Origin of the sequence: Bifidobacterium longum subsp. infantis ATCC 15697 = JCM 1222 = DSM 20088, from assembly GCF_000269965.1 — a bacterium.
GTDB lineage: Bacteria > Actinomycetota > Actinomycetes > Actinomycetales > Bifidobacteriaceae > Bifidobacterium > Bifidobacterium infantis.
The window spans coordinates 971,960-995,214 of record NC_017219.1; the positions used below are offsets into that span (position 1 = coordinate 971,960).

The following is a 23,255-nucleotide window of genomic DNA, read 5'->3' on the forward strand; positions in this document are numbered from 1 at the left end:
CAATATGACGAATCACACAGGAGACATGATGGCAAGAACCGCGCACATCGTCCGCGAAACCAGCGAATCACACATCGACCTCGAACTGAACCTCGACGGCACCGGCAAAACCGATATCGATACATCCGTGCCGTTCTACAACCATATGATGACCGCGCTCGGCAAGCATTCGCTGATCGACCTGACCATCCACGCCCACGGCGACACCGACATCGATGTGCACCACACCGTGGAAGATACGGCCATCGTGTTCGGCGAAGCCCTGAAGCAGGCTCTCGGCGACAAGAAAGGCATCCGCCGCTTCGCCGATGCCACCGTGCCGCTCGACGAGGCGCTGGCCAAGGCCGTTGTCGACATTTCCGGGCGCCCGTACTGCGTGTGCAGCGGCGAGCCCGAAGGCTACGAATTCTGCATGATCGGCGGGCACTTCACCGGCTCTCTGGTCCGCCACGTCATGGAATCCATCGCCTTCCACGCCGGCATCTGCCTGCACATGCAGGTGCTCGCCGGCCGCGACCCGCACCACATCGCTGAAGCCGAATTCAAGGCGCTGGCCCGTGCGCTGCGCTTCGCCATGGAAATCGACCCGCGTGTAGACGGCGTGCCCAGCACCAAGGGAGCCCTGTGATGGCCGACGACAAGTTCGATCCGGACGAATCGCACTTCTCCGACGAGGAGCTTGAGGCCGCGCTCGCCGGATTCGAGAAAGAATTCGCGGACGATTCGGCATCCGGCGATGCCAGTGATACCAGTGATGCCGCTGAAACAGCGGACGCTGCTTCAGCGAAGTCCGATTCCGACGCGAATGATGATACGGCTGATAAGGCTTCCGCTGATTCCGGCCAGCCTATGACCGACGACGTCACCGGGTCCGTTGCGGATGCGGTGAACGAGGCCATGGCCGACGTGGTCGACCCCTCGCTCGGCTTCGACAACGAACTCGCTGGACTGTTGGGTAACAAGGCGAAGGTGGCGTTGATCGTCACCCGTCTTGCCTCCGCCGAACTGTTGGCCGCGTTCTGCCAGCTGTCAGATATCTCCGCCGCATGCATCGGTGCCAATCAGGGGGCCGTCGCGGTGCTGAAGAATCTGGACGGCGACGGCCCGGAAGCCGCAGCCAAGGACCTGACCACCGTGGTATCCGGCATGGCCGTGATTCTTGCAGTCAATCGTGCCGACAAGCTCGAAGTGGCCATGTACGTGCAGGGAGAGGCCGGACAGAGTTTCGCGCCGCCCGTGCTGTTCACCTCCACACCGCGCTTCGTCGAGGACCTGATGCTCGGCATCGTAACTCTGAACCAACTCAAGACCCAAGGGTTTGAAGTGGTGGATTCCGCTGGACTCGACCATGACCAGGCGATGCAGATTCTCGCCAACCACACCAGACGCGGACGTGGCGGGCGCGGCTCCCGCATCGAATAGACGCCAACCAACCAGTAGGGGATAGGAGAGAATATGACCACAGCGGTTGTTTTCGATTACGGTTTCGGCAATGTACGTTCCATGGTGCGTGCGCTCGCCAATCTTGGCGTCGACACCACTCTCACCTCCGATTATCGTCAGGCGCTGGAGGCCGACGGTCTGGTCGTGCCGGGCGTGGGCGCGTTCGCCGCATGTATGGAGGGTCTGAAGAAGGTCGACGGCGACCGTGTGATCTATGATCGCATCCGCGCCGGCCGTCCGGTGCTTGGCGTGTGCGTGGGCGAGCAGATCATGTTCGAACACGGTCTGGAGCACGGGGTCCATGCCGCGGGCATCGGGCTGATCGGCGGTTCGGTGAACCTGCTGGACGCCGACGTGGTGCCTCACATGGGATGGGACACGATCGAGGCCGCCCCCGATTCGGTGCTGCTCAACGGCGTGGAGAACGAACGGTTCTACTTCGTGCACTCCTACGCCGCGATGGAAGTGAAGCCGGTGGATACGTCTCGTTTCGACATTGATCTGAGCGGTGCGCCCGAACGCGTGAGCTGGTGCTCGTACGGCCGGTCGCGTTTCGTGGCCGCCTATGAACACGGCCCGCTGTCCGCCACGCAATTCCACCCGGAAAAGTCCGGAGACGCCGGTGCCCAGCTCCTCAAGAACTGGATCGCCACACTGTAAAAAGCATGAAGCTCCCTCTGACGAGAGAGCTCAAATCGTGTATATGTAACTGAAGAAAGGCTCTTCTTATGTCGTTGACTCTGCTGCCCGCCGTCGATGTACGCGATGGCAAGGCCGTGCGCCTACGCCAGGGTGAATCCGGTTCCGAAACCGATTACGGTTCGCCGTTCGAGGCCGCCCGTACTTGGGTTGAGGCCGGTGCCGAATGGATTCACCTGGTCGACCTTGATGCCGCTTTTGGTACGGGCAACAATCGCGATCAGCTGCGAGAAATCGTTCACGAGCTTGGTGACCGCGTGAACATCGAACTGTCCGGCGGCGTGCGCGATGACGCTTCGTTGGACGCGGCCCTTGAGGCCGGTGCCGCCCGAGTGAACATCGGCACCGCCGCTTTGGAGAATCCGGATTGGACCGCTTCGGTCATCAAGAAGTACGGCGACCGCGTGGCTGTTGGTCTGGATGTGCGCGGTCACACACTGGCGGCGCGCGGCTGGACACGCGAAGGCGGTGACCTGTTTGAGACCATGAAGTTCCTTGACTCCGTGGGCTGCTCGCGTTATGTGGTCACCGACGTGGCCAAGGACGGCATGATGTCCGGCCCGAACATCCAACTGCTGCGTGAAGTCGCCGAACGCACCGACGCCAAGGTCACGGCTTCCGGTGGTATCTCCAAGCTGGACGATTTGCGCGCCATCAAGGAACTGGCTGAAATTGGTGTTGATTCTGCCATCCTCGGCAAGTCCCTCTATGCACGTGCGTTCACGCTCCAGGAAGCGCTCGCAGTCGCGAAGTAGGCAAAGGACTCGCCTTGGCGAGACTGTTAATCTGCCTTCGCTCAGCTATCGCTTCACTCAGGTCTCGCCTACGGACAGCCCACTGGGCTGTCCGCTTAACGGCTCAGCACGGGAGGTCGCCGGATTTGAGGAGTTTCTTGAAGACGGCGTAGTCTTCATCATTCTGTTCGGCGTAGCTGACGGCGAATGAGGCGATGGCCTGATCGAATTCGTCGGTGCCACCCATGTAATTGGCGATCGCGATCGAATCGCCGGTTCGCTCATAGTCACTACCATAGTGCCGTGCCGGCATGGGCCCGAGCCATGCCTGACATGCGGACCGGGGCATGTTGATGAAATATCGCGACTCGCTGGTGACGAACAGTGAGATGTTAACGCCCCTCGTAACACGGTTATGGAACGATAGGCGACTATGGATAAACAGCAGGAGTTTGCGCTGCGCACGGTCGAAGAACGCGACGTGCGCTTTATTCGTCTGTGGTTCACGGACGTGTTGGGAACACTGAAGTCCGTGGCGATTGCTCCGGCCGAACTGGAAGCCGCGTTCGAGGAGGGGCTCGGCTTCGACGGCTCCGCCATCGAGGGCATGACCCGTGTATCCGAGGACGACATGATCGTCCAGCCCGACCCTTCGACGTTCCAGATTCTGCCGTGGCGGGGCGGCCCGCAAGGCACGGCCCGCATGTTCTGCGACATCCTGACCCCGGACGGCGAACCCTCGCTCGGCGATCCCCGGCATGTGCTGAAGCGCACGCTCGCCAAGGCCAAGGACAAGGGCTTCACGTTCTACGTGCATCCGGAAATCGAGTTCTACCTGTTCGAAAGCCAGGACGACTGGTCCAAGACCCCGACCCCGATCGACGAGGGCGGCTACTTCGACCACGTGCCGCGCAGCCCAGGCATGGACTTCCGCCGCGCCACCGTGAACATGCTCGAGCAAATGGGCATCTCGGTGGAATACTCGCACCATGAGGCGGGGCCAGGCCAGAACGAGATCGATCTGCGATACGCGGACGCGCTCACCATGGCCGACAACATCATGACATTCCGTACGGTGGTCAAGGAGATTTCCTTGGAGCGCGGCATCCACGCCAGCTTCATGCCCAAGCCCCTGGCCGACGCGCCCGGTTCCGGCATGCACACGCACCTGAGCCTGTTCGAAGGCGATTCCAACGCCTTCTACGAGGCCGGTCAGGAGTTCAACATGTCCCTGACCGCCCGCCAGTTCGCCGCCGGCGTCCTGTACCATGCGGCCGAAATCTGCGCGGTCACCGACCAGTACGTCAACTCGTACAAGCGCCTGTGGGGCGGCAACGAGGCGCCGAGCTACATCTGCTGGGGCCACAACAACCGTTCCGCGCTGCTGCGTATCCCGCAGTACAAGCCGGGCAAGGGCAACTCCGCGCGCATGGAGTTCCGTGCGCTCGACCCGGTGGCCAACCCATACCTTGCCTACTCGGTGCTGTTGGCCGCCGGTCTCGATGGCATCGATAAGCAGATGCAGTTGGGCGAGCCCACCAGTGATGACGTGTGGGAGCTCACCGACGGCGAACGTCAGGCTATGGGCATTCAGCCGCTGCCGCGCTCGCTGGACGAGGCGCTGAAGATCATGGAGAAATCCGACTTCGTGGCCGACGTGCTTGGCGAACACGCCTTCGGCTACTTCCTGGATAACAAGCACCAGGAGTGGGAGGACTACAATCATCAGGTCACGCCGTTCGAACTGAAGAAGTACCTGCCGAAGCTGTGATGGAGGAGAGTGTCCCGAGATGAACGCACCGATGGACGGAGCAGGTGCCGGTCGTTTCTTCAACCCGCAGGTCGCCGTCCTGGTGACCGTCACCTTCATGCTGGGCATGAGCGAATTCGTGGTGGTCGGCATCCTTCCCGACATCGCCTCCGGCCTTCGGGTCTCCGAGGTGACCGCGGGCAATCTGGTGGCCCTCTTCGCGTTCGTGTACGCGCCCTGCACGCCGCTCGGCTCCGCCCTGTCGGCGCGGTTCCCCCGCTTCGCCACCTATATGGCGCTGATGGGCGTGTTCCTGGCGGGCAATGTCCTGTGCGTCCTCGCGCCGAACTATCCGGTGCTGCTGGTCGCCCGGCTGCTCATCGCGTCGGTGTCCGGCACGCTGGTGGCCGTTTCCATGACCTTCGCGCCCGACGTGACCGAGGACAGATACCGCACCAAGTTCATCGCCTGGGTGTTTTCGGGATTCTCCATCGCCTCCGTGGTCGGTGTGCCGGTTGGCACCTGGGTTGCCGCCGCCTTCGGCTGGCGGGCCTCCTTCGCCCTGATTTCGATCCTCACCGCCATGCTGATGGCGCTGATGGCCGTGGTGCTGCCGCGTAATTCCCACCCGGCGCGAATCGGGTTCCTCCGGCAGTTCCGCCTGTTCTTCGACCGTCGCATCCAGCTTGGCGTGGCGGACGTGGTGTTCGGTGCGGCCGCATCCTATGTCTTCTACACCTATCTGACGCCTATCATGCGCGACGAGATCGGTGTGCCCGAGCACATGATCAGCATCGGCCTGGTGATATACGGTTGCGCCTGCCTGTGGAGCAACCTGTACGGCGGCACGTTGGCCGACAAGGGACATGGCGTGGAGCCGTTGACCCACATGCGCCCGGTCTACGGCGCTCAGGCCGTCTGCCTGTGCCTACTGGCGTTCGCGTCGCTGGTGCCGGTCGCCGGAGCTCTGCTGCTGGTGGCGCTCGGCATGTTCATGTACCTGCAGAACGCCTCCTCCCAGGTGCTGTACATGGACGTGGCGTACCAGTCCCACCCCGGTTCGGTGAATCTGGCCGCTTCCCTGAATTCCATGTCGTTCAACATCGGCATCGCCATCGGCTCCGCGGTCGGAGGCATGGTCAACGACGCCCTTGGTCTGGCTTGGCTTGGTCCGTTCGGCGCGATATTCGCGCTGCTCGCGGTCGGCACCACGACCCTGCTGCGTCCGTACGTCAGCCCGGTCGGGGAATGACGGGTGGCGTGACGCGCGGGAACGAAGGTTTTTTCCCGCGTGTCCCCGCGGCATGCCTTATCCGCCGATTGCCGTCCATTGATAACCTGCTATCCAAATAACCGATAAGGCCACAGCATGTCATCCTGCTGCGAAACCTTAATGTTAGGACACCGGCTGCAGGGGGACCCGGCTCACGGGCGCCCACCTGCGCGGATTGATGATTATCGGCATGTTCAGCGTGAAAATGGGGATGACAATATGACGGATGCGACTGCGAAAGCCGCGCCGAAGGCGGAAAGACGGCGGCGCGTTCTCCGTTCCGGCGCTCGCTCATCGATAGTGGTCGGCGGCGCCATCGTGCTGTTCTTCGTGCTGCTGGCGGTGCTGGCCGGGCCGTTGTCGGCCATCACCGGCAACGACCCGTACGCCGAGCATCCCGAGGCCTTGGGTGCCGGGTCGGTGCCGGCCGGATTCGGCGGCGGCATCAGTGCCCGGCACTGGTTCGGCGTCACCCCGCTGCGCGGCGTCGACCTGTTCTCCATCGTGGCGTACGGCTCACGGATCTCGCTGGGCATCGGCGTCGTCTCGTCGGTCATCTCGCTGGTCATCGGCGTGGCGCTCGGGCTGCTGGCCGGCTATTTCCCCGGGTTGGTCGATGCGCTGATCTCGCGCACGATGGACGTCTTCTTCGGCTTCCCGTTCCTGATCTTCGCGATCGCGCTGTCGGCGGTGGTGCCGCAGAGCTTCCCGAGGCCGGTGCTGCTGACGCTAGTGCTCGGATTCTTCGGATGGCCCGGCATCGCGCGTCTTGTCCGGGGGCAGACGCTGACGCTGAGCAAGCGCAATTTCGCCGTCGCGTCCAAGGTGATGGGCGCCTCGCCTGCCCATGTGCTGTGGCATCAGATCCTGCCGAACCTCATGCCGCTGCTCATCGTCAACATCACGCTGTCGATCCCCGGGCGCATCGGCGCCGAGGCGGGCCTGTCGTTCCTCGGCGTCGGCATGAACCCGCCGACGCCCTCATGGGGCCGGTCCATCTCCGACGCCGTGCAGTGGGCCCTGGTCGACCCGATGTATCTGATCTTCCCGGGCGCCGCCCTGTTCCTGCTGACCTTCGGCTTCAACCTGCTTGGCGATGGCCTGAGCGACGCCATCGACCCGCGCAAGGGGGTGCGTGCATGAGAATCCTGCAATACATCGGCAAGCGCGTGGCGAGCTCGATCGTCGTCATCCTGCTCATCACGCTGGCGCTGTTCCTGATCTTCTTCCTGCTGCCGACCAATCCGGCGCAGCTGTCGTGCGGCAAGCCGTGCACGCCCGAGCAGCTGCAGCGGGTCTCCGCCTTCATGGGCACCGACAAGCCGTGGTACGAGCAGATGGGCAATTACGTGGCGGGCATCTTCGTCGGGCGCACCTTCGGCAGCGGCGGCGGCGCCGTGGTCTGCTCGGCGCCATGCCTCGGGTATTCGTTCCGTCTCAACGAATCGGTGAGCCAGCTGATCCTCGACCGCTTCCCGATCACCGCGTCGATCGCGGTCGGCGCGGCCGTGCTGTGGCTGGTCATCGGCGTGGCGACCGGCGTGTGGGCGGCCCTCAAGCGCGATACGCTGATCGACCGCACGCTGCTCGGGCTGTCGATCGTGGGCGTTTCGGCACCGTCATACCTGATCGGCCTGCTGACGGTGATCGCCTTTTCGCTGGTGCTGCAGATATTCCCCAGCGGCGGGTACGTGAACTTCCACGACGACCCTGTCGGCTGGTTCACGCATCTGCTGCTGCCGTGGCTGGTGCTGGCCGTGCTCAGCGCCGCCGGCTACACCAGGGTCACCCGCACGCAGATGATCGGCGAGCTGAGCCAGGACTATATCCGCACCGCCCGCTCCAAGGGCGTGCCCGAATCGGTGATCGTCTTCAAGCACGCGCTGCGCAACGCGCTGCTGCCCGTGATGACCATGTTCGGCCTCGATCTGGGCGGGCTGCTCGGCGGCGCGGTGCTCACCGAGAAGGTGTTCTCGATGCAGGGGCTCGGCTCGCTGCTGCTCGATTCCGTGTCGAACCTCGACCTGCAGGTGCTGGTCGGCGCGACGATATTCGCCGCCGTACTGGTCATCGTCGCCAACCTGATCGTGGACATCTGCTACAGCCTGCTCGACCCCAGGGTCGCGCTCGGCACGAAGTAGTGCGGCTGCGGCCGCAACACGCGATACTTGCCGGTCTGCTCCACGGACCGGCACCGATAGAGAGGAAAACCATCATGAAGAACAACGCATGGCGCGTATTCGCGGCGGGGGCTTGTGCCGCGGTACTGGCGCTGTCCGGCTGCGGCGCGTCCAACGACAACGCCGCCACCGGCTCGGCGAGCGGCACCACCGTCAAGGGCGGCACGCTGAACGTGCTGCTGTCCAGCACGGAGATGGATCTGGACCCGGCCAAGAGCCAGGGTCTGCCGACCACCACGAACGGCAACATCTTCCGCCGCCTGACCGCGTGGAAGATCACCGACAAGGGCGAGACGAAGGTCGTGCCCGATCTGGCCACCGACACCGGCAAGTCGAGCGACGACGGCAAGACGTGGACGTACACGCTCAAGGACGGGCTCAAGTTCTCCGACGGCACGCCCATCACCTCCAAGGACGTCAAGTACGGGCTGGAGCGTTCCTTCGCCGACTCGCTGACCGGCGGCCTGAGCTACCACAAGACGCTGCTCGAGGGCGCGCAGGGCTACCACGGCCCGTTCGACGGCCAGGAGCTCAGCTCCATCGAGACGCCGAACGACAAGACCATCATCTTCCACCTCAACGCGCCGTTCGGCGACTGGCCGTGGGTCGTCTCGCTCGCCGCGTTCACCCCCGTGCCCGACGGCAAGGGCCCGGCGTCCGGCTACGGCAAGCTGCCGGTGGCCTCCGGCCCGTACAAGGTCGAGTCGAACGAGGCTGGCAAGCAGGCCGTCTTCGTGCGCAACACCTACTGGGACAAGAAGACCGATCCGGTGCGCACCGCGGGCCCAGACAAGATCGTGTTCAAGATGGGACAGGACACCTCGGTGGCCGCCCAGTCGATCATGCAGGGTACCGGTGAGGGCAAGAACTCGTTCCTGTCCGGATTCGTGCCGGCCGCGCAGCTCGCGCAGGCGCAGGCCAACCCGAACTACAAGAAGCTGCTGACCACCAGCGGCGACGGCGCGCTGGAATACCTCGCCATCAACACCCAACACGTGAAGAACGCGAAGATTCGCCAAGCGCTGCAGTACGCGGTCGACAAGAAGGCCTACCAGACGGCTTCCGGCGGCGAGATCGCCGGCAACTTCGCCACCACGCTCATCACGCCCGGCATCGAGGGCCGCGAGGACTACGACCTGTACAAGGCCGATCCGACCGGCGACGTGGACAAGGCCAAGCAGCTGATCAAGGAGTCGGGCGAGCAGGCCCCGACCCTCAAGCTCATCGCCACCTCCGCTCAGGCCGAAACCGCCTCCTCGATCCAGACGAGCCTCAAACGGGCCGGCGTCAAGGTGGACATCCAGACACTCAACGACGATGTGTATTCCGATACGCTGACCAACGACAAGGGCGACTACGATCTGGCCATCAGCTCGTGGCAGCCCGACTTCCCGTCGCCCTACGCCAACATCTCCCCGCTGTTCGACTCCTCGCAGATCGGCCACGGCAACTACAACCTGGCCCGTTACGCGAACCCGAAGGTCGACGAGCTGATCAAGAAGGCCACCGAGACCATCGATCAGACCGAGGCCGGCAAGATCTGGGCCGAGGCCGACAAGACGATCATGGCCGACGCGCCGGTCGTGCCGCTGATCTATTCGAAGAACACGTTCATCCACGGATCGAACGTGACCAACTTCGTCATCGGCAACTTCCCGGCGTACCCGGACTACACGCAGGTCTCGCTCGCCAGCGCGAACTGAGCCGGCATCCGCATCCGGCGCGCGCCGGCGGCATGGTCCGCTCGCGCGCGCCGGACGCATTCCAACGCTTGTGCATCCAAGGAGCTTCCAATGAGTGAACCACGCGCGATCGTGACCGTGGACGGTCTGGCCGTCAGCTTCGACGAGCGGGAGGTGACCCACGGCGTCAGCCTCAGGCTGTTCCCGGGGCGCATCACCGCTCTGGTCGGCGAATCCGGCTCCGGCAAGTCGGTGACGGCGATGGCACTGCCCCGTCTCGATCCGTCGGTGGCCAGCGTGAAGGGCCACGCGTACCTTGACGACGCCCTTGTGGACGACGGGCCGGACTCCGGTCCGGGCGGCGACGGCAAGGACGCCGCCGGCCGCGGCATCGATCTGCTGGCCGCCGACGCGCCGCTGCAACGCATCCGCGGCGAATACATCGGCACGGTGTTCCAGGAACCGTCCACCGCGTTCAATCCGGTGTTCACGCTCGGCGTACAGGTCGCGGAATCGCTCAAATACCACCAGAAGCAGCTCAGCGCCGCCGAGCGCAAGGCCAAGGTGCTCGAACAGCTGCGCGAGGTCGGGCTCGACGACGCCGAACGCGTGTGGTCGTCGTACCCGCATGAGCTGTCGGGCGGCCAGCTGCAGCGCGTGATGATCGCCATGGCGATCATCAACCGACCCAAGGTACTCATCGCCGACGAGCCGACCACCGCGCTCGACGTGACCACGCAGAAGGCGATTCTCGCCCTGATCTCCTCGCTGGCGGTCGACCTCGATCTGGCCGTGCTGCTCATCACCCACGACATGGGCGTGGTGTGGCAGGCCGCGCAGGACGTGTACGTGATGCACAACGGCGTGATCGTCGAGCAGGGGAGCGTCGCGCAGGTCTTCCGCCACCCGTCCGACGACTACACGCGGATGCTGCTCGACGCCGTGCCGCGCCTGCGCATCGACGAGCATGCGGCAGACGGCGAACATGCGGCCGGCGGCGAACGCATCACGGAAAGCGACGCGCCCGGCGGCGGCAGGCGCATCACGCAGGTGAACGACGTGGCCGTGTCGTACAAGGCCGGCAGCTTCGCCGTCAAGGACATCTCGTTCGATTTGGTGGCCGGCAGGACCCGCGCGCTGGTGGGCGAATCGGGAGCCGGCAAGACCACGATCGCCAAGGTGATCTCCGGCCAGCTCGCGCCAACCTCGGGCACGGTGCTCATCGAGGGGGAGGATCTCGCCAAGGCGCATGGCAGGCGCAAGCGCGAGATCCTGAAGCATATGGGCTATGTGTTCCAGGACAGCGGATCGGCGCTCAACCCGCGCAAGTCCGTGGCATGGAGCATCGGCGAGCCGATGCTCGTGCAGGGCGGGCTCAGCGAGACGGACCGGCGCAAGCGCGTCCTTGAATTGCTCGATCAGGTGGAGCTGCCCGCCGATGTGGCCGGCCGGTTCCCGCACCAGCTGTCGGGCGGCCAGCGCCAGCGCGTCGGCATCGCGCGCGCCTTGGCGCTCAACCCGTCGCTGCTCATCGCCGACGAGCCGACGTCGTCGCTGGACGTGACCGTGCAGCGCAAGGTGCTCGACCTGCTGCGCCGGCTGCAGCGCGAGCACGGTTTCGCATGCCTGTTCATCACCCATGACCTGGGCATCGTGCAGGAGGTGTCCGACGTGATCACGGTGCTGCGCCACGGGCGCGTCGTGGAGAGCGGGGAGACCGGCCGTGTGCTCAACCATCCCAAGGCCGAGTACACGCGTACCCTGCTCGACGCCTCCCCGAAGATCGACCTGTGAGCCGTGCCGCCCGTCATCCGGCCGGCTCTCCGGCCGTGCGGCGGGGCGGCGACGACGCGGATGACACCTAGCCTTACCGTGGTTTCGGTTTTTTGCCGTTCCCGCCCCTATCGGCGCGCGGCACCGAACCAGTTGGTGTATATGAGGGCGAAGTTGCGGTTGCCGTAGCTGGAGCATGAGTCGCCCTCGCCGAACCCGGCCGCCAGCGAGGCGTCGTTCGGCTGGTAGGGCGTGTAGATGTAGAGCAGCGCGGTCGCCGTGTTCTCGATGTACACGTTGGTGCCGCCGCACCCGGCATCCGGGTGGTACTGGATGTAGTTCAGCGCGTTGGCGTGATAGCCGTAGGCGCTTTCATGTGCCACGTAGTATTGGTAGCGGTGCGCCGCCCCGTACACCTGTCTGAAGAAGCCGGCATAGGCCGGATCGCAGTTCGCGTCGTCCGGGCAGCTCAGCCCCATGGCGGCCTTGTACTGGAAGCCCGTCGGATCGACGGCCGTGACCAGGTGCTGCTCCTTCTGCATCACGGTGAGCAGCACCTTCTGGCTGATGCCGCACGCGCGCGCCGACTTGTCGATGATCGCGGCCGCGGTCTCCTTTCTCGCGCCCTCGTACGCCGCGCAATACTCGTTCGCCGCCTGGTCCTCGGTGTCGAAGGTCATGGTTTTCAGGCACCGGGAACCGCTGCACGCCGCGCCCTGCTTGTCGAGGAACGACTGGACCTCGGCCTCGCTCATCGCATTGGCGTTGAAGAACTGGCCGTCCGAGATGATGTCGCCGGGATTGAAATCGTATTGCTGCGTCAGCTGCAGCTGACGGGCCTCGGCCTCCTGCACGTCGCGACGCCACTGGACGACCCGCACAGTGCCCACGACCAGCGCGACCACGCATGCGGCCGCCACCACGGTGACCAGCGCAGCCGTGACGCGCTGCGCCAACCCGGCCCGCTTCCACCAGCGCGCCGGGCTGAGCGGATACCTGCGATTGCGCGGGCGTTTGCCCGGGCGACGTTTGCGATTGCCGCCTGACACGCCCCGCCCCGCGACAATCACGTTCGCCCTGCCGCGCGGATTGGCCGGCTTGCGCCGTTGCGTCGTCGCCATCGCTACGCCAGCGCCTTCTTGATGCGCTGCAGGCTCACCGGCTTGGCGGTGCCGAGTTCCTGCGCCCACAGGGACACGTAGAATTCCTCGAGCATCCAGCGGGCGGCGGTCGCCTGCTTCATCAGCGTCTCGTGGCGAGGGCCGGCCGGCTCCGCCTTGGCCTTGGCCATCGCCTTGTCGACCAGCGTGCGGGCCTCGTCGGCCTCCCACGCCCATCGCACGTCGCGGTTCTTGTCGGTCTTCGCCTTGGCCAGGCGCATGAGATCGGCCTGCAGGTATCGGGAGATGTTCGCCAGCGCATCCGGGGGAGTACGCCCGACGAATCCGGGGAACACCAGCGTGGCGATGTGCTCGCGCACCGACTGCAGCACCGACAGCATCGGCAAGTCGGCCTTGCCGCCAGTGGCCTTGTCGACTTCGGCATAAGCCTTGAGCACGGCGATCACGTCATGCGCCACCTGATAGACGGTGTCCTCGTACACTTCGCGCACATCGAGCACCGCATTGGCCAACGCCTCATCGTCCGAGAGCCTGTCGACATTCGGCATCAGCCGTTTGACCGTGGCCAGCTGCAGGTCTTCGACCAGATCCTTGGTGGACTTGTACGGAGCAGAAGCCAGCATCAACGCCTCGGTACCCAGCCAGCGCGACGAAATGCGTTCGGCCGGCAACCGCAGCGCATCCAATGCGCCACGCCAGAGCATCGTGGCCCGGGACTCGGTGGTGGCACCCGCCTTATGCAACAGGTTCGCCTGACTGACCAGCTTGCCCTGCTCTCCAGCCTGATCGGCCTGCTTCTTGACCATTTGACGGGCCGACGCCTCCGCCTGCGCGGCGAACTTGCGTTGCAGCGCCTTCAGATCCTTGGATACACCCAGCACCTTGACGGGGCCGCGCGCATGCCGGCGTCCACGAGGGTGCTTGCCGGCCGGCAGTTGCTGCTCCACCGAGAACGTGACCCTGAGATACGGGGAAAGACGCTCGACCAGTTCCGGCCCCAACACTTCGGGATGAATCTGCGCACCCTTGGTGGCGATGGCCGCCTTGGTGAACACATGTGCCAGATCGGGCCAGCCAACGGTCGTGCCATCCTCATCCACCGGCGGCAGATTCGGCTTCTGCTGCGAGCCCGAGCCCGGCAGATCCGGGTAATGCTCGTCGATCCAGTCACGAATCGCACGCGCGGCATCCGGGGCCGGCACGAACTGGACGCGCAGCTGCTTGGGCAGCGCCTTGATCATCGACAGGATCAGCTCATCCAACAGGCCCGGCACATTCCATGTGAACTGGTCGGGCGTGATACGCGAGAGCGCCTTCAACGGCACATGCACGGTGACGCCGTCGGCCGGGTCGGCCGGATCGTACACGTAGCTCAAACGCAGGTCGATGGGTTGGCCGTCCGATCCGGTCGTATGCCAATGGTCGGGGTAATCGTCCAGACTCACCGAATCGCTGGATGCCAGACGCTCCACCTTGGCCGGGTCGAAATCAAGCAGATTCGGCTGACGGTCATGCTCGGACTTCCACCATTTCGCCAGATCGGCCACGCTGGTCACATCGTTGGGAATGACCGCGTTGTAGAAGTCGAACAGATCCTCGTCGGACACGGTATCCGCCAGCTGGCGAGTGCGGCTCGCATCATCGGCGGCATCCTCGAGAATGTCGCGGTTTTTGCCCACAAAGTCGTCGTAACTGAAACGCTGCTGAATATCGCCCTCGACCAGACCCTGGCGAATCAGGAAGTCGCGCGCCTCAAGCGGATTGATGCGTCCCCACTGCACGGCACGGTCCTGTACGATCGGCAGACCATACAGCAGCACGCGCGCGGTGGCCACAGCCGAGCCACGCGAACCCGACCAGTGCGGCTCCGCATACGTGGTGCGGGTCAATTGGCCGGCCAGCGGTTCGGCCCACGTCGGGTCGATGGCCGCCGAATAGCGGGCCCACAGGCGAGAGGTCTCCACCAGTTCGGTGCTCATCACCCATGACGGGGTCTTCTTGGCCACGGCGGAGGCGGGGAACAGGGCGAAACGGGTGCCGCGCGCGCCCTGATAATCGTTCTTCGACTGCTTCTGGGCGCGTTTCATCGCACGGGCGCGCGCCGCACCGGTCAGCCCCGCGAAATCGGATGCCTTGGGCTCACGCACCACCTGCATGCCCATCATCGACAGCAATCCGGCGAGCATCGACTTGTGGATGCCATCCGCATCCCACGAGCAGCACAGCGAATGCGCGGCCTGCTGATTCAACGGCATCTGGCGAATCTCCAAGCCTGGGCGGGAGGCGGGCAGCGGGTCGCCGACCTTGAACCGCAGCTCCCGGCACATCTGGCGTAGCTGGGAGACGAGATCCTTCCACTGGCGTATCCTCAGCCAGCTGAGATACTCGGTTTTGCAGATACGGCGCAGCGCGTTATTGCTCGGGTCGCCGTCCGCCTGGAACACGCGGTCCCAGATGTTCAGGGCCGTCAGGAAATCGGAAGTCTCATCCGCATATCGGTTGTGGATACGGTCGGCATCCTCACGCTTGTCGTCCGGGCGTTCACGTGGGTCCTGCAAGCTCAGGAACGCCACGACCACGAGCACCTGGGCCAGAAGATTCGGCGAACCGGTTTTCGCGGCCTCGATAACCATACGTCCCAGACGCACGTCGATGGGGATGCGCGCCAGCTGACGGCCGGTATGGGTGAGCGTCACCTCGCCGCGCTTTCGGCCGATGGCCTTGAGCTCGGTGAGCTCATTGAAACCGTCCGACACGGCCTTCATATCCGGCGGATCGATGAACCCGAAGTTCGTGACGTCCTCGGCCGTGCGGGCCACGCCCACCGACAGCATGTGAAGCACCACGGCACCCAGCGAGGTACGCAGGATTTCCGGCTCCGTGAAGCGCGGTCGGGTCTCGTAATCCTCACGCGAATACAGGCGGATCGCGATGCCGTCGGCCACGCGGCCGCATCGGCCGGACCTCTGGTCGGCACTGGCCTGGCTGATCGGCTCGATCGGCAGACGCTGGACCTTTGCGGTCTTCGAATACCGGGAGATACGGGCGGAACCGGGGTCCACCACGTAGCGGATACCGGGCACGGTCAGCGAGGTCTCAGCCACATTGGTGGCGATGACGATGCGCTGATGCAAATGCGATTCGAACACCTTGTGCTGGTCGGCGGCGGACAATCGCGCGAACAGCGGCATGATCTCGATGGCGTCCGGTCGGCGCATGTCGTCGGCGCGCGGACCGTAATGATGCCGCAGTGCGGCCTCGAACTCGTGGATGTCGCGCTCGCCGGAAGCGAAGACCAGAATATCGCGGGGACCGCGCTCATGGGAGGAGTGGATCACCAGTTCGGCGCAGGCTCGAGCCACGGCCGTGGGCATGTCGGTGATGCCGTCATCGGCATAGGAGTCGCCGGACCGGCCGCGGGGCCGGTCGGAATCGGATTCCGCGATGGCGCTGGCCAGCTCGTCGTAATCGGCGTCGCCGGGGCGGGCGCCCACCGCGAATCCCGGCACTTCGCGCATCAACGCGGGCGCGGTGCCAAGCGGCTCATAGACCACCTGCACGGGGAAGGTGCGGCCGGAAACCTCGATTACCGGCACCTTCTCATGCAAGGCGTGCTCGAAATGCTCCTGGAACTTGACCGAATCGATGGTCGCGGAGGTAATGATGAGCTTCAGATCGCGGCGCTGAGGCAGCAGTGCCGTCAGATAGCCGAGCAGAAAGTCGATGTTAAGACTGCGCTCATGCGCCTCGTCGATGATGATCGTATCGTATTGGGTGAGTTTCGGATCGCGCTGGATCTGGGCGAGCAGAATACCGTCGGTCACGACCCTCAATCGTGTGCTGGGCGAGCTTTCGTCGGTGAAACGCACCTGATAGCCGACCTCGTCACCGAGCTTCACGCCCATCTCCGAGGCGATACGTTCGGCCACCGTACGCGCGGCGATGCGGCGAGGCTGGGTGTGCACGATCTGCTTGCCGTGCGTGCCACGGCCAAGCTCAAGCAGGATTTTCGGCAGCTGTGTGGTTTTGCCCGAACCGGTCTGGCCGGACACAATAACGACTTGGGAACGTTTGACCGCGCTGGCTATCTCATCACGCGCGGCAGATACGGGAAGTTCTGCAGGATACTCATATTTCATGACGAACTTCAATGATACGGAAGCCCTTGGAGCTCGCGTATTTGCTCGCAGTGAACCCCTCGCCGAGCGCATCGTCCAGCCAGGGGATCAGCGAATCGGAGCCGAGATTCTTCTGCACTACGAGATAGGCGGCGCCGCCCACTTTGAGCTTCGGCAGCCAAGCCATAAGCAACGTATGCAGCGCTTCCTTGCCGACTCGGATCGGCGGATTCGACCAAATCACATCAAACGTGAGGTCGCCCGGCACCGTCTCGCAGAACGCCGGCTGGTTCTCGGCGGGCAGGGGAGTGCTGGACTCGTCCACCTGAGCCGTATGAATGTTCGTGCGGCCGTTCGCCTGTGCGTTGGCATGGGTCAGGTCCAGCGCGCGCTCGTTGACATCCACCGCCCACACGTTCGCTTCGGGCGACTCAAACGCCAATGTCAGGGCGATAGGGCCCCAGCCGCAGCCCAAATCCAGGAAATCGCCGGCAAGCGGCGGCTCGGGCGCATGCTTCAGCAATACCGACGTACCGAGGTCCACGCGCGAGCCGGAGAACACGCCGTTCGACACCTGAGCGGTCGTCTCATGGCCGCGCAACGTTACGTTCAATGTGCGGCGCACATCCTTCGACGCGGGTTCCGCAGAGAAATACTGTTCTGCCATGGTCGCTCCATTTCTGCGGGATTCGCCGCTCTCGTATGCCGACCTGTATCAGCCGGCCTATGCCGGTACGTGCCGATCTATGCCAGCATGTCACCTCATGTGATGATAATAAAGGACCATAGAAGAATCGTGAACCATTCCAACCAAACGAGGCGCACTTGACCGACAACACCCAGTACACCGACATCGACCGCGGCAACAACGACGTTACCCCTGAAGGTGTGCTGGCCGGGCAGTCCGAAGTGCTGCTCGACGACAGCCAGCGCGCGACCGGCTGGCATGAGGACGCCAACCAGGAATGGGAGGAGCGCGAGGCCCGCAACGAGCTCAAGCATGTCGCCGGTCTCGGCGAGCTGCAGGACGTCACCGAAGTCGAATACCGCAAGGTGCGTCTGGAACGTGTGGTGCTCGTCGGCGTCTGGTCGTCCGCCGTCACCACGCAAGCCAAGGCCGAGGAATCGTTGAGGGAGTTGGCGGCGCTCGCCGAAACCGCCGGTGCGGTGGTATGCGATGGTTTGCTGCAGCATCGCTCCAAGCCGGATGCAGCCACGTACGTTGGTTCCGGCAAAGCCAAGGAGATTGCCGACATCGTGGCGCGTGAGGAAGCCGATACGATTATCGTGGACGACGACCTGCCGCCGTCACAGCGCCGTGCATTGGAGGACGCCGCCAAAGTCAAGGTGGTGGATCGCACCGCGGTGATTCTGGACATCTTCGCCCAGCACGCCACCTCGCGTGAAGGTAAGGCGCAGGTGGAGTTGGCGCAGCTCGAATACATGCTGCCCCGACTGCGTGGTTGGGGTGGTTCGCTGTCCCGCCAGGCCGGCGGTCGCGCGGCCGGCGCGGATGCGGGCATCGGATCGCGAGGCCCGGGCGAGACCAAAATCGAAATGGACCGTCGTGTGATTCGCACGCGTATCGCCAGACTGCGCCGTCAGATTCGTGAGATGGCCCCGGCGCGTGAGGTCAAGCGCGGTTCGCGCCGTCGCTTCGGCCTGCCCACAGTGGCCGTGGTCGGCTACACGAACGCCGGCAAATCCTCGTTGACCAACCGTCTGACCGGCTCGGCCGAACTGGTGGAAAACGCGCTGTTCGCCACATTGGACACGGCCGTGCGCCGCGCCAAAACCCGCGATGGACGCGCTTACGCCTATGTGGACACGGTCGGTTTCGTGCGCCGCCTGCCCACCCAGCTGGTCGAGGCGTTCAAATCCACCCTGGAAGAGGTGGCCGAGGCCGATGTGATCCTGCACGTGGTCGATGGCTCACACCCTGACCCGTTCTCTCAGGTCGATGCGGTCAACGATGTGTTGGCGGACATCGAAGGCACGGCCTCGATTCCTCGTATTCTCGTATTCAACAAGGCCGATCAGGCGGACGAGACAACTCGTGAACGACTTGCCGCACTGCAGCCGGATGCGTTCATCGTCTCCGCCTATACCGGTGAGGGATTGGACGAGCTGCGTACCGCGGTCGAAAGTCTGCTGCCGGTCCCGCATGTGCATGTCAACGCTCTGCTGCCGTATACCGCTGGCTCCCTGATCTCTCGTGTACGCGAATACGGCAAGGTAGACAAGGTGGAGTACCGCGATGATGGCATACTGCTTGAAGCGGACGTTGACGCCCATCTTGCCGCTCAGGTGGTCGAACAGTCCATTGACTAACGTGATAAACATCACAGTTTGTTTGGGAGCGCTAACAACCGTTGAGAACATTACCATACCGTTATCAAACAGGGTGGTGCGCTGGTAGCAAAACGTCTTAGCGGGTTTATAGAGTGAAGACGTTAGTTACAAGGCCTGCCATTCATCAGCAGACCGCCTTTGAAGAGAGGTTCATCCATCATGGCGGAAACTACCGTTAAGCCCACGAAGCTTGCTGTTATTGGTGCCGGTGCCGTTGGCTCCACCCTTGCCTTCGCCGCCGCCCAGCGTGGCGTCGCTCGCGAGATCGTGCTTGAAGACATCGCCAAGGAGCGCGTGGAAGCCGAAGTGCTTGACATGCAGCACGGCTCCAGCTTCTACCCGACCGTGTCCATCGACGGTTCCGACGATCCTGAGATCTGCCGTGACGCCGACATGGTCGTCATCACCGCTGGTCCGCGTCAGAAGCCGGGCCAGTCCCGTCTGGAGCTCGTTGGCGCTACCGTCAACATCCTCAAGGCCATCATGCCGAACTTGGTCAAGGTGGCTCCGAACGCCATCTACATGCTCATCACCAACCCGGTCGACATCGCCACCCACGTGGCTCAGAAGCTCACCGGTCTGCCCGAGAACCAGGTCTTCGGTTCCGGCACCAACCTGGACTCCGCTCGTCTGCGCTTCCTGATCGCCCAGCAGACCGGCGTCAACGTCAAGAACGTGCACGCCTACATCGCCGGCGAGCACGGCGACTCCGAAGTCCCGCTGTGGGAGTCCGCCACCATCGGCGGCGTCCCCATGTGCGACTGGACCCCGCTGCCCGGCCACGATCCGCTCGACGCCGCCAAGCGCGAGGAGATCCACCAGGAAGTCAAGAACGCCGCTTACAAGATCATCAACGGTAAGGGTGCCACCAACTACGCCATCGGCATGTCCGGCGTCGACATCATCGAAGCCGTGCTGCGCGACACCAACCGCATCCTGCCGGTGAGCTCCATGCTCAAGGACTTCCACGGCATCTCCGACATCTGCATGTCCGTGCCGACCCTCCTGAACCGTCAGGGCGTCAACAACACCATCAACACCCCGGTCTCCGACAAGGAGCTCGCCGCCCTGAAGCGCTCCGCCGAGACGCTGAAGGAAACCGCCGCCCAGTTCGGCTTCTGATAAAAATCGCTGTACGGAGCGCCTTTCGCACCGCACAAGGCTCGACCTATTTTGTAGGCCTTCACTTTGTGCGGCACGAAGGTCGCGCATGTGCAGCGATTTTCTATACCCTGCTGAATGCTCCCGTTGAGAGCATTTTTTTATTCGTGGAATTCGTTGGGGGAGTGGGAGCTATAGCCCTCGGGCTCGAGCTGGAAGGTGGTGTGGGGGATCGAGACCGGGAAGTGCTCGCGCAGGCAATCCTGCAGTTGGGTGAGGATTGTGGCGGCATCTTCCATGGTGAGGTCTTTGTCAACTACCACGTGGGCCATCAGAATCGGCATGCCGGTGGACACCGTGCTGGCGTGGAGGTCATGCACGGCAAGCACATGCGGCATGCTTTCCAGATGTTCGCGTACCTTATCGAGGTCAAGTCCATCCGGCGTTTCCTCCAGCAGCACCTTGACCGCGTTGTGCAGCAACTTGATGGCGCGCGGAATCATCATCAGTGCGATGACGGCACCGGCCACGGCGTCGAAGCCATTCCATCCGGTGGAGATCATTACCAGGGCAGAGGCCACCACGGCCACCGAGCCAAGTGCGTCATTCATCACCTCGAGGAACGCGGCCTTCATATTCATGTTGTCTTCGCGCTGCGAGGCAAGGATGAAAATCGAGATGATATTTGCGGCAAGACCCAGAATGCCCACGAACAGCAGCAAGCCGATATCGTCGATTTCCGCTTTGGAACCGCCGAACAGACGCATGCCGGCCTCCACCAACGCATAGATGCCAACGACGAGCAGCACCACGGCACCTGCGGCAGCGGTGAGCACCTCAAGCCTGGCCCAGCCCCAAGTACGAGTGTTGTTGGGCTTGCGGCGCATCAGTATGGCGGTGATTGTGGATGCCACCAGCACGGACATGTCGGTGAGCATATGACCGGCATCCACCAGCAGGGCCAGTGAGCCGGTTAAAACGGCCGACACCACTTCGATGAGGAAGACCGAACCGGTGACGGTCAACGTGGCAATCAGCCTGCGCTGATGCGCGGCAGGGTCTACGGATGTGGATGATGCGGGTGCATGGGTATGAGCCATATGTACTCCTTCGCTCTATCGAGTTGAAACCGCTTCTCAATACCATTTGCGATATGGTCTGAATACGACGAAACCCCGGCGCGAGGCCGGGGTTTCGTAAGCTGTGTGCGACTATAGCACGACCAGCGCGATTCAGCGCACGCTGATCAGCTGGTGGCGAACAGGCTACAATTTGCGCAGTACGGTGACCACCTTGCCCATAATCGTTGCATGTGTGCCGTCGATGGGCGAGTATGCGGGGTTGTGCGGCATCAGCCAGACATGGCCGTTTTCCTTGCGGAAGGTCTTCACCGTGGCCTCGTCATCCAGCAGAGCGGCGACGATATCTCCGTTGACGGCGGAATTCTGTTCTCGCACCACCACATAGTCGCCATCGCAGATAGCGGCATCCACCATGGAATCACCGTGGACTTCCAGCATGAACAGGGTGCCGGAGCCGGTCAGCCGTTCCGGCAGACGCATGACGTCGTCCACATGCTGTTCGGCGGTAATTGGCACACCGGCGGCAATACGGCCGACGAGCGGCACATCGTGTGATTCGGCAATGGCTTCGGCGGGGAATTGGTATATCTCCGCCACATTACTGGTGCTGGTTGCCTCTTCGCTGGCTTGGGAGGGCTTTTCGGGATTCGGGGCGGATCCTGCCACCACCTCGATGGCGCGACCCTTGTTCGCGTTCATGCGGATGAAGCCCTTGTCTTCCAAAACTTGTAGCTGATGCTTGACCGAAGACGGACTTTTGAGCCCGGCGGCATTTCCGATTTCCCGGAAAGAGGGAGCGAAGCCTTGTTCGTCGATATGCGTGCGAATGGCGTCCAACACTTTGCGCTGGCGGTCGGTTAGGGTGGACTCGTCCGGCTTCTGCTTGGGGGAGAAGGGAATGGTGCTCACGTCAGGGCTCCTTTCGTTATGCCACCAGCATAACGTGTTGTTCGCGTGAAATCAAACATCTGTTCGAGTTTCGACTTGACCGTGTCGAACATTTGTGCCATTATAAGAACAGTTGTTCGATAGAACATCTGTTCGAGAGAGGTGGTCGTGATGACTGGTTCAATGGTGATGGCCCCGGCCTGTAGCGCACGTGTAGCTATGCAGCATGCTGGAACGTCCCGCCGGAATGTGCGTGGGAGGATTATCGCAGTGATGGTCGCCTTGGCGCTTGCCTGGTGTGGTTTCGGCGCGTTTACCGCTCAGCGGGCCCAATCGGATACGGGGGCCACGCAGGTGACCGGTTATATCGTGCGGCCGGGGGATACGCTCTGGTCATATGCTTCGGCTATCACGCCTGCTGGTCATGATGTATCGGAAACGGTGGATGAACTGATTGCGTTGAACAATCTTGAGTCCGGATCATTGCAGGCCGGGCAGCGCATTATTGTTCCGGCTGAGTAGATGAAACCCGATCGGCATGGTTTTTCCGCCCGTACACGTTATTCTGGGGAGCATGCATTGTCCTTTTTGCCAGAACCCCGACACCAAAGTCATTGATACGCGCATTAGCGATGACGGTCATTCCATCCGTCGGCGTCGCGTATGCCCGAAATGCAACAAGCGTTTTACCACGGTGGAAACCAGTATGCTGCTGGTCACTAAACGTTCGGGTGGCGTGGAGCCATTCAGCAGAGACAAAGTGATTTCCGGCGTACGCAAAGCCTGCCAGGGGCGGCCGGTCAGAGAAGAGGATCTGAAGCTGCTGGGACAGAAAGTCGAAGAGGATCTTCGCTCCCGAGGCCTTGCCGAAGTCACCTCAGACGAAGTGGGCAAAGCCATCCTGAAACCGTTGCGTGACTTGGATGTGGTGGCGTACCTTCGATTCGCGAGTGTGTACCAGAACTTTGCAGGTCTGGAGGATTTCCAAAGCGCCATTGATGGTTTGCGTGAATAATATTCGAATGCCATGCACCGTGATATGCGAGTGATTCGCAAACC

19 protein-coding genes and 1 pseudogene are annotated in these 23,255 nt (G+C 63.1%); 14 read left to right on the top strand and 6 right to left on the bottom strand.

Features of this window, described 5'->3' with window-relative positions; translation table 11 throughout:
• Positions 1-28: 28 nt before the first annotated feature.
• The 4 genes from hisB to priA all read left to right on the top strand — a co-directional run bounded on the left by hisB (position 29) and on the right by priA (position 2,897).
• Positions 29-628 carry an imidazoleglycerol-phosphate dehydratase HisB gene (hisB, locus tag BLIJ_RS04205; protein ID WP_012577201.1) on the top strand — a complete coding sequence of 200 codons (600 nt, stop codon included), beginning with the start codon at positions 29-31 and terminating at the stop codon, positions 626-628.
• Entirely contained in the window at positions 628-1,422 is a 795-nt protein-coding gene (locus tag BLIJ_RS04210; protein ID WP_012577202.1) for a hypothetical protein, read from the top strand. The genes hisB and BLIJ_RS04210 overlap by 1 nt, the downstream gene beginning before the upstream one ends.
• A gap of 33 nt (positions 1,423-1,455) precedes the next feature.
• The gene (hisH, locus tag BLIJ_RS04215) at positions 1,456-2,103 is read left to right on the top strand and encodes an imidazole glycerol phosphate synthase subunit HisH (RefSeq protein ID WP_012577203.1); all 648 of its coding nucleotides are present in this window, start codon (positions 1,456-1,458) and stop codon (positions 2,101-2,103) included.
• Between the two features lie 68 nt (positions 2,104-2,171).
• Positions 2,172-2,897 (top strand): bifunctional 1-(5-phosphoribosyl)-5-((5-phosphoribosylamino)methylideneamino)imidazole-4-carboxamide isomerase/phosphoribosylanthranilate isomerase PriA, encoded by a 726-nt coding sequence (priA, locus tag BLIJ_RS04220; protein WP_012577204.1) that lies wholly within the window; start codon positions 2,172-2,174, stop codon positions 2,895-2,897.
• A 103-nt stretch (positions 2,898-3,000) separates the two neighbouring features.
• On the opposite strand, the pseudogene BLIJ_RS04225 reads toward priA, so the two are convergent.
• Positions 3,001-3,162: pseudogene (locus BLIJ_RS04225) on the bottom strand (DUF2252 family protein); the annotation flags it as partial.
• A gap of 147 nt (positions 3,163-3,309) precedes the next feature.
• On the opposite strand from BLIJ_RS04225, the gene glnA reads away from it, so the two are divergent.
• The 6 genes from glnA to BLIJ_RS04255 all read left to right on the top strand — a co-directional run bounded on the left by glnA (position 3,310) and on the right by BLIJ_RS04255 (position 11,555).
• A complete protein-coding gene (gene glnA / locus BLIJ_RS04230) occupies positions 3,310-4,647 on the top strand; it encodes a type I glutamate--ammonia ligase (RefSeq protein ID WP_012577205.1) in 1,338 nt (445 codons plus the stop codon).
• Between the two features lie 19 nt (positions 4,648-4,666).
• The gene (locus BLIJ_RS04235; protein ID WP_012577206.1) at positions 4,667-5,878 is read left to right on the top strand and encodes an MFS transporter; all 1,212 of its coding nucleotides are present in this window, start codon (positions 4,667-4,669) and stop codon (positions 5,876-5,878) included.
• 240 nt (positions 5,879-6,118) lie between these two features.
• Complete coding sequence (locus BLIJ_RS04240; protein ID WP_012577207.1) at positions 6,119-7,042, top strand: ABC transporter permease; 924 nt, start codon at positions 6,119-6,121, stop codon at positions 7,040-7,042.
• Complete coding sequence (locus BLIJ_RS04245) at positions 7,039-8,040, top strand: ABC transporter permease (protein WP_012577208.1); 1,002 nt, start codon at positions 7,039-7,041, stop codon at positions 8,038-8,040. Before BLIJ_RS04240 ends, BLIJ_RS04245 begins: the two co-directional genes overlap by 4 nt.
• A gap of 74 nt (positions 8,041-8,114) precedes the next feature.
• A complete protein-coding gene (locus BLIJ_RS04250) occupies positions 8,115-9,782 on the top strand; it encodes an ABC transporter substrate-binding protein (RefSeq protein ID WP_012577209.1) in 1,668 nt (555 codons plus the stop codon).
• Positions 9,783-9,872: 90 nt separating this feature from the next.
• A complete protein-coding gene (locus tag BLIJ_RS04255; protein WP_012577210.1) occupies positions 9,873-11,555 on the top strand; it encodes a dipeptide ABC transporter ATP-binding protein in 1,683 nt (560 codons plus the stop codon).
• A 107-nt stretch (positions 11,556-11,662) separates the two neighbouring features.
• On the opposite strand, the gene BLIJ_RS04260 is transcribed toward BLIJ_RS04255, so the two are convergent.
• The 3 genes from BLIJ_RS04260 to BLIJ_RS04270 are packed head-to-tail and all read right to left on the bottom strand — an operon-like array spanning position 11,663 to position 17,440.
• Positions 11,663-12,655 carry a LasA N-terminal domain-containing protein gene (locus BLIJ_RS04260; protein WP_012577211.1) on the bottom strand — a complete coding sequence of 331 codons (993 nt, stop codon included), beginning with the start codon at positions 12,653-12,655 and terminating at the stop codon, positions 11,663-11,665.
• Between the two features lie 2 nt (positions 12,656-12,657).
• On the bottom strand, positions 12,658-16,794 hold the full coding sequence (locus tag BLIJ_RS04265; RefSeq protein ID WP_012577212.1) for a DUF3418 domain-containing protein: 4,137 nt from the start codon (positions 16,792-16,794) through the stop codon (positions 12,658-12,660).
• Complete coding sequence (locus BLIJ_RS04270) at positions 16,784-17,440, bottom strand: class I SAM-dependent methyltransferase (protein ID WP_012577213.1); 657 nt, start codon at positions 17,438-17,440, stop codon at positions 16,784-16,786. Before BLIJ_RS04270 ends, BLIJ_RS04265 begins: the two co-directional genes overlap by 11 nt.
• A 158-nt stretch (positions 17,441-17,598) precedes the next feature.
• On the opposite strand from BLIJ_RS04270, the gene hflX reads away from it, so the two are divergent.
• Positions 17,599-19,104, top strand: a complete 1,506-nt coding sequence (gene hflX, locus BLIJ_RS04275; protein WP_012577214.1) for a GTPase HflX — start codon at positions 17,599-17,601, stop codon at positions 19,102-19,104.
• A 180-nt stretch (positions 19,105-19,284) separates the two neighbouring features.
• Positions 19,285-20,247 (top strand): L-lactate dehydrogenase, encoded by a 963-nt coding sequence (locus BLIJ_RS04280; RefSeq protein WP_012577215.1) that lies wholly within the window; start codon positions 19,285-19,287, stop codon positions 20,245-20,247.
• A 140-nt stretch (positions 20,248-20,387) separates the two neighbouring features.
• Here the strand turns inward: BLIJ_RS04280 and BLIJ_RS04285 are convergent, their stop codons facing one another.
• Together BLIJ_RS04285 and lexA are read right to left on the bottom strand one after the other, a co-directional pair.
• Positions 20,388-21,326 carry a cation diffusion facilitator family transporter gene (locus tag BLIJ_RS04285; RefSeq protein ID WP_012577216.1) on the bottom strand — a complete coding sequence of 313 codons (939 nt, stop codon included), beginning with the start codon at positions 21,324-21,326 and terminating at the stop codon, positions 20,388-20,390.
• A 165-nt stretch (positions 21,327-21,491) separates the two neighbouring features.
• A complete protein-coding gene (lexA, locus tag BLIJ_RS04290) occupies positions 21,492-22,217 on the bottom strand; it encodes a transcriptional repressor LexA (RefSeq protein ID WP_012577217.1) in 726 nt (241 codons plus the stop codon).
• 150 nt (positions 22,218-22,367) lie between these two features.
• Between lexA and BLIJ_RS04295 the strand changes: the two genes are divergently transcribed.
• Together BLIJ_RS04295 and nrdR are read left to right on the top strand one after the other, a co-directional pair.
• Entirely contained in the window at positions 22,368-22,718 is a 351-nt protein-coding gene (locus BLIJ_RS04295; RefSeq protein WP_041981798.1) for a LysM peptidoglycan-binding domain-containing protein, read from the top strand.
• 52 nt (positions 22,719-22,770) lie between these two features.
• The gene (gene nrdR, locus BLIJ_RS13030; protein ID WP_014484715.1) at positions 22,771-23,211 is read left to right on the top strand and encodes a transcriptional regulator NrdR; all 441 of its coding nucleotides are present in this window, start codon (positions 22,771-22,773) and stop codon (positions 23,209-23,211) included.
• The last annotated feature ends 44 nt before the right edge of the window (positions 23,212-23,255 follow it).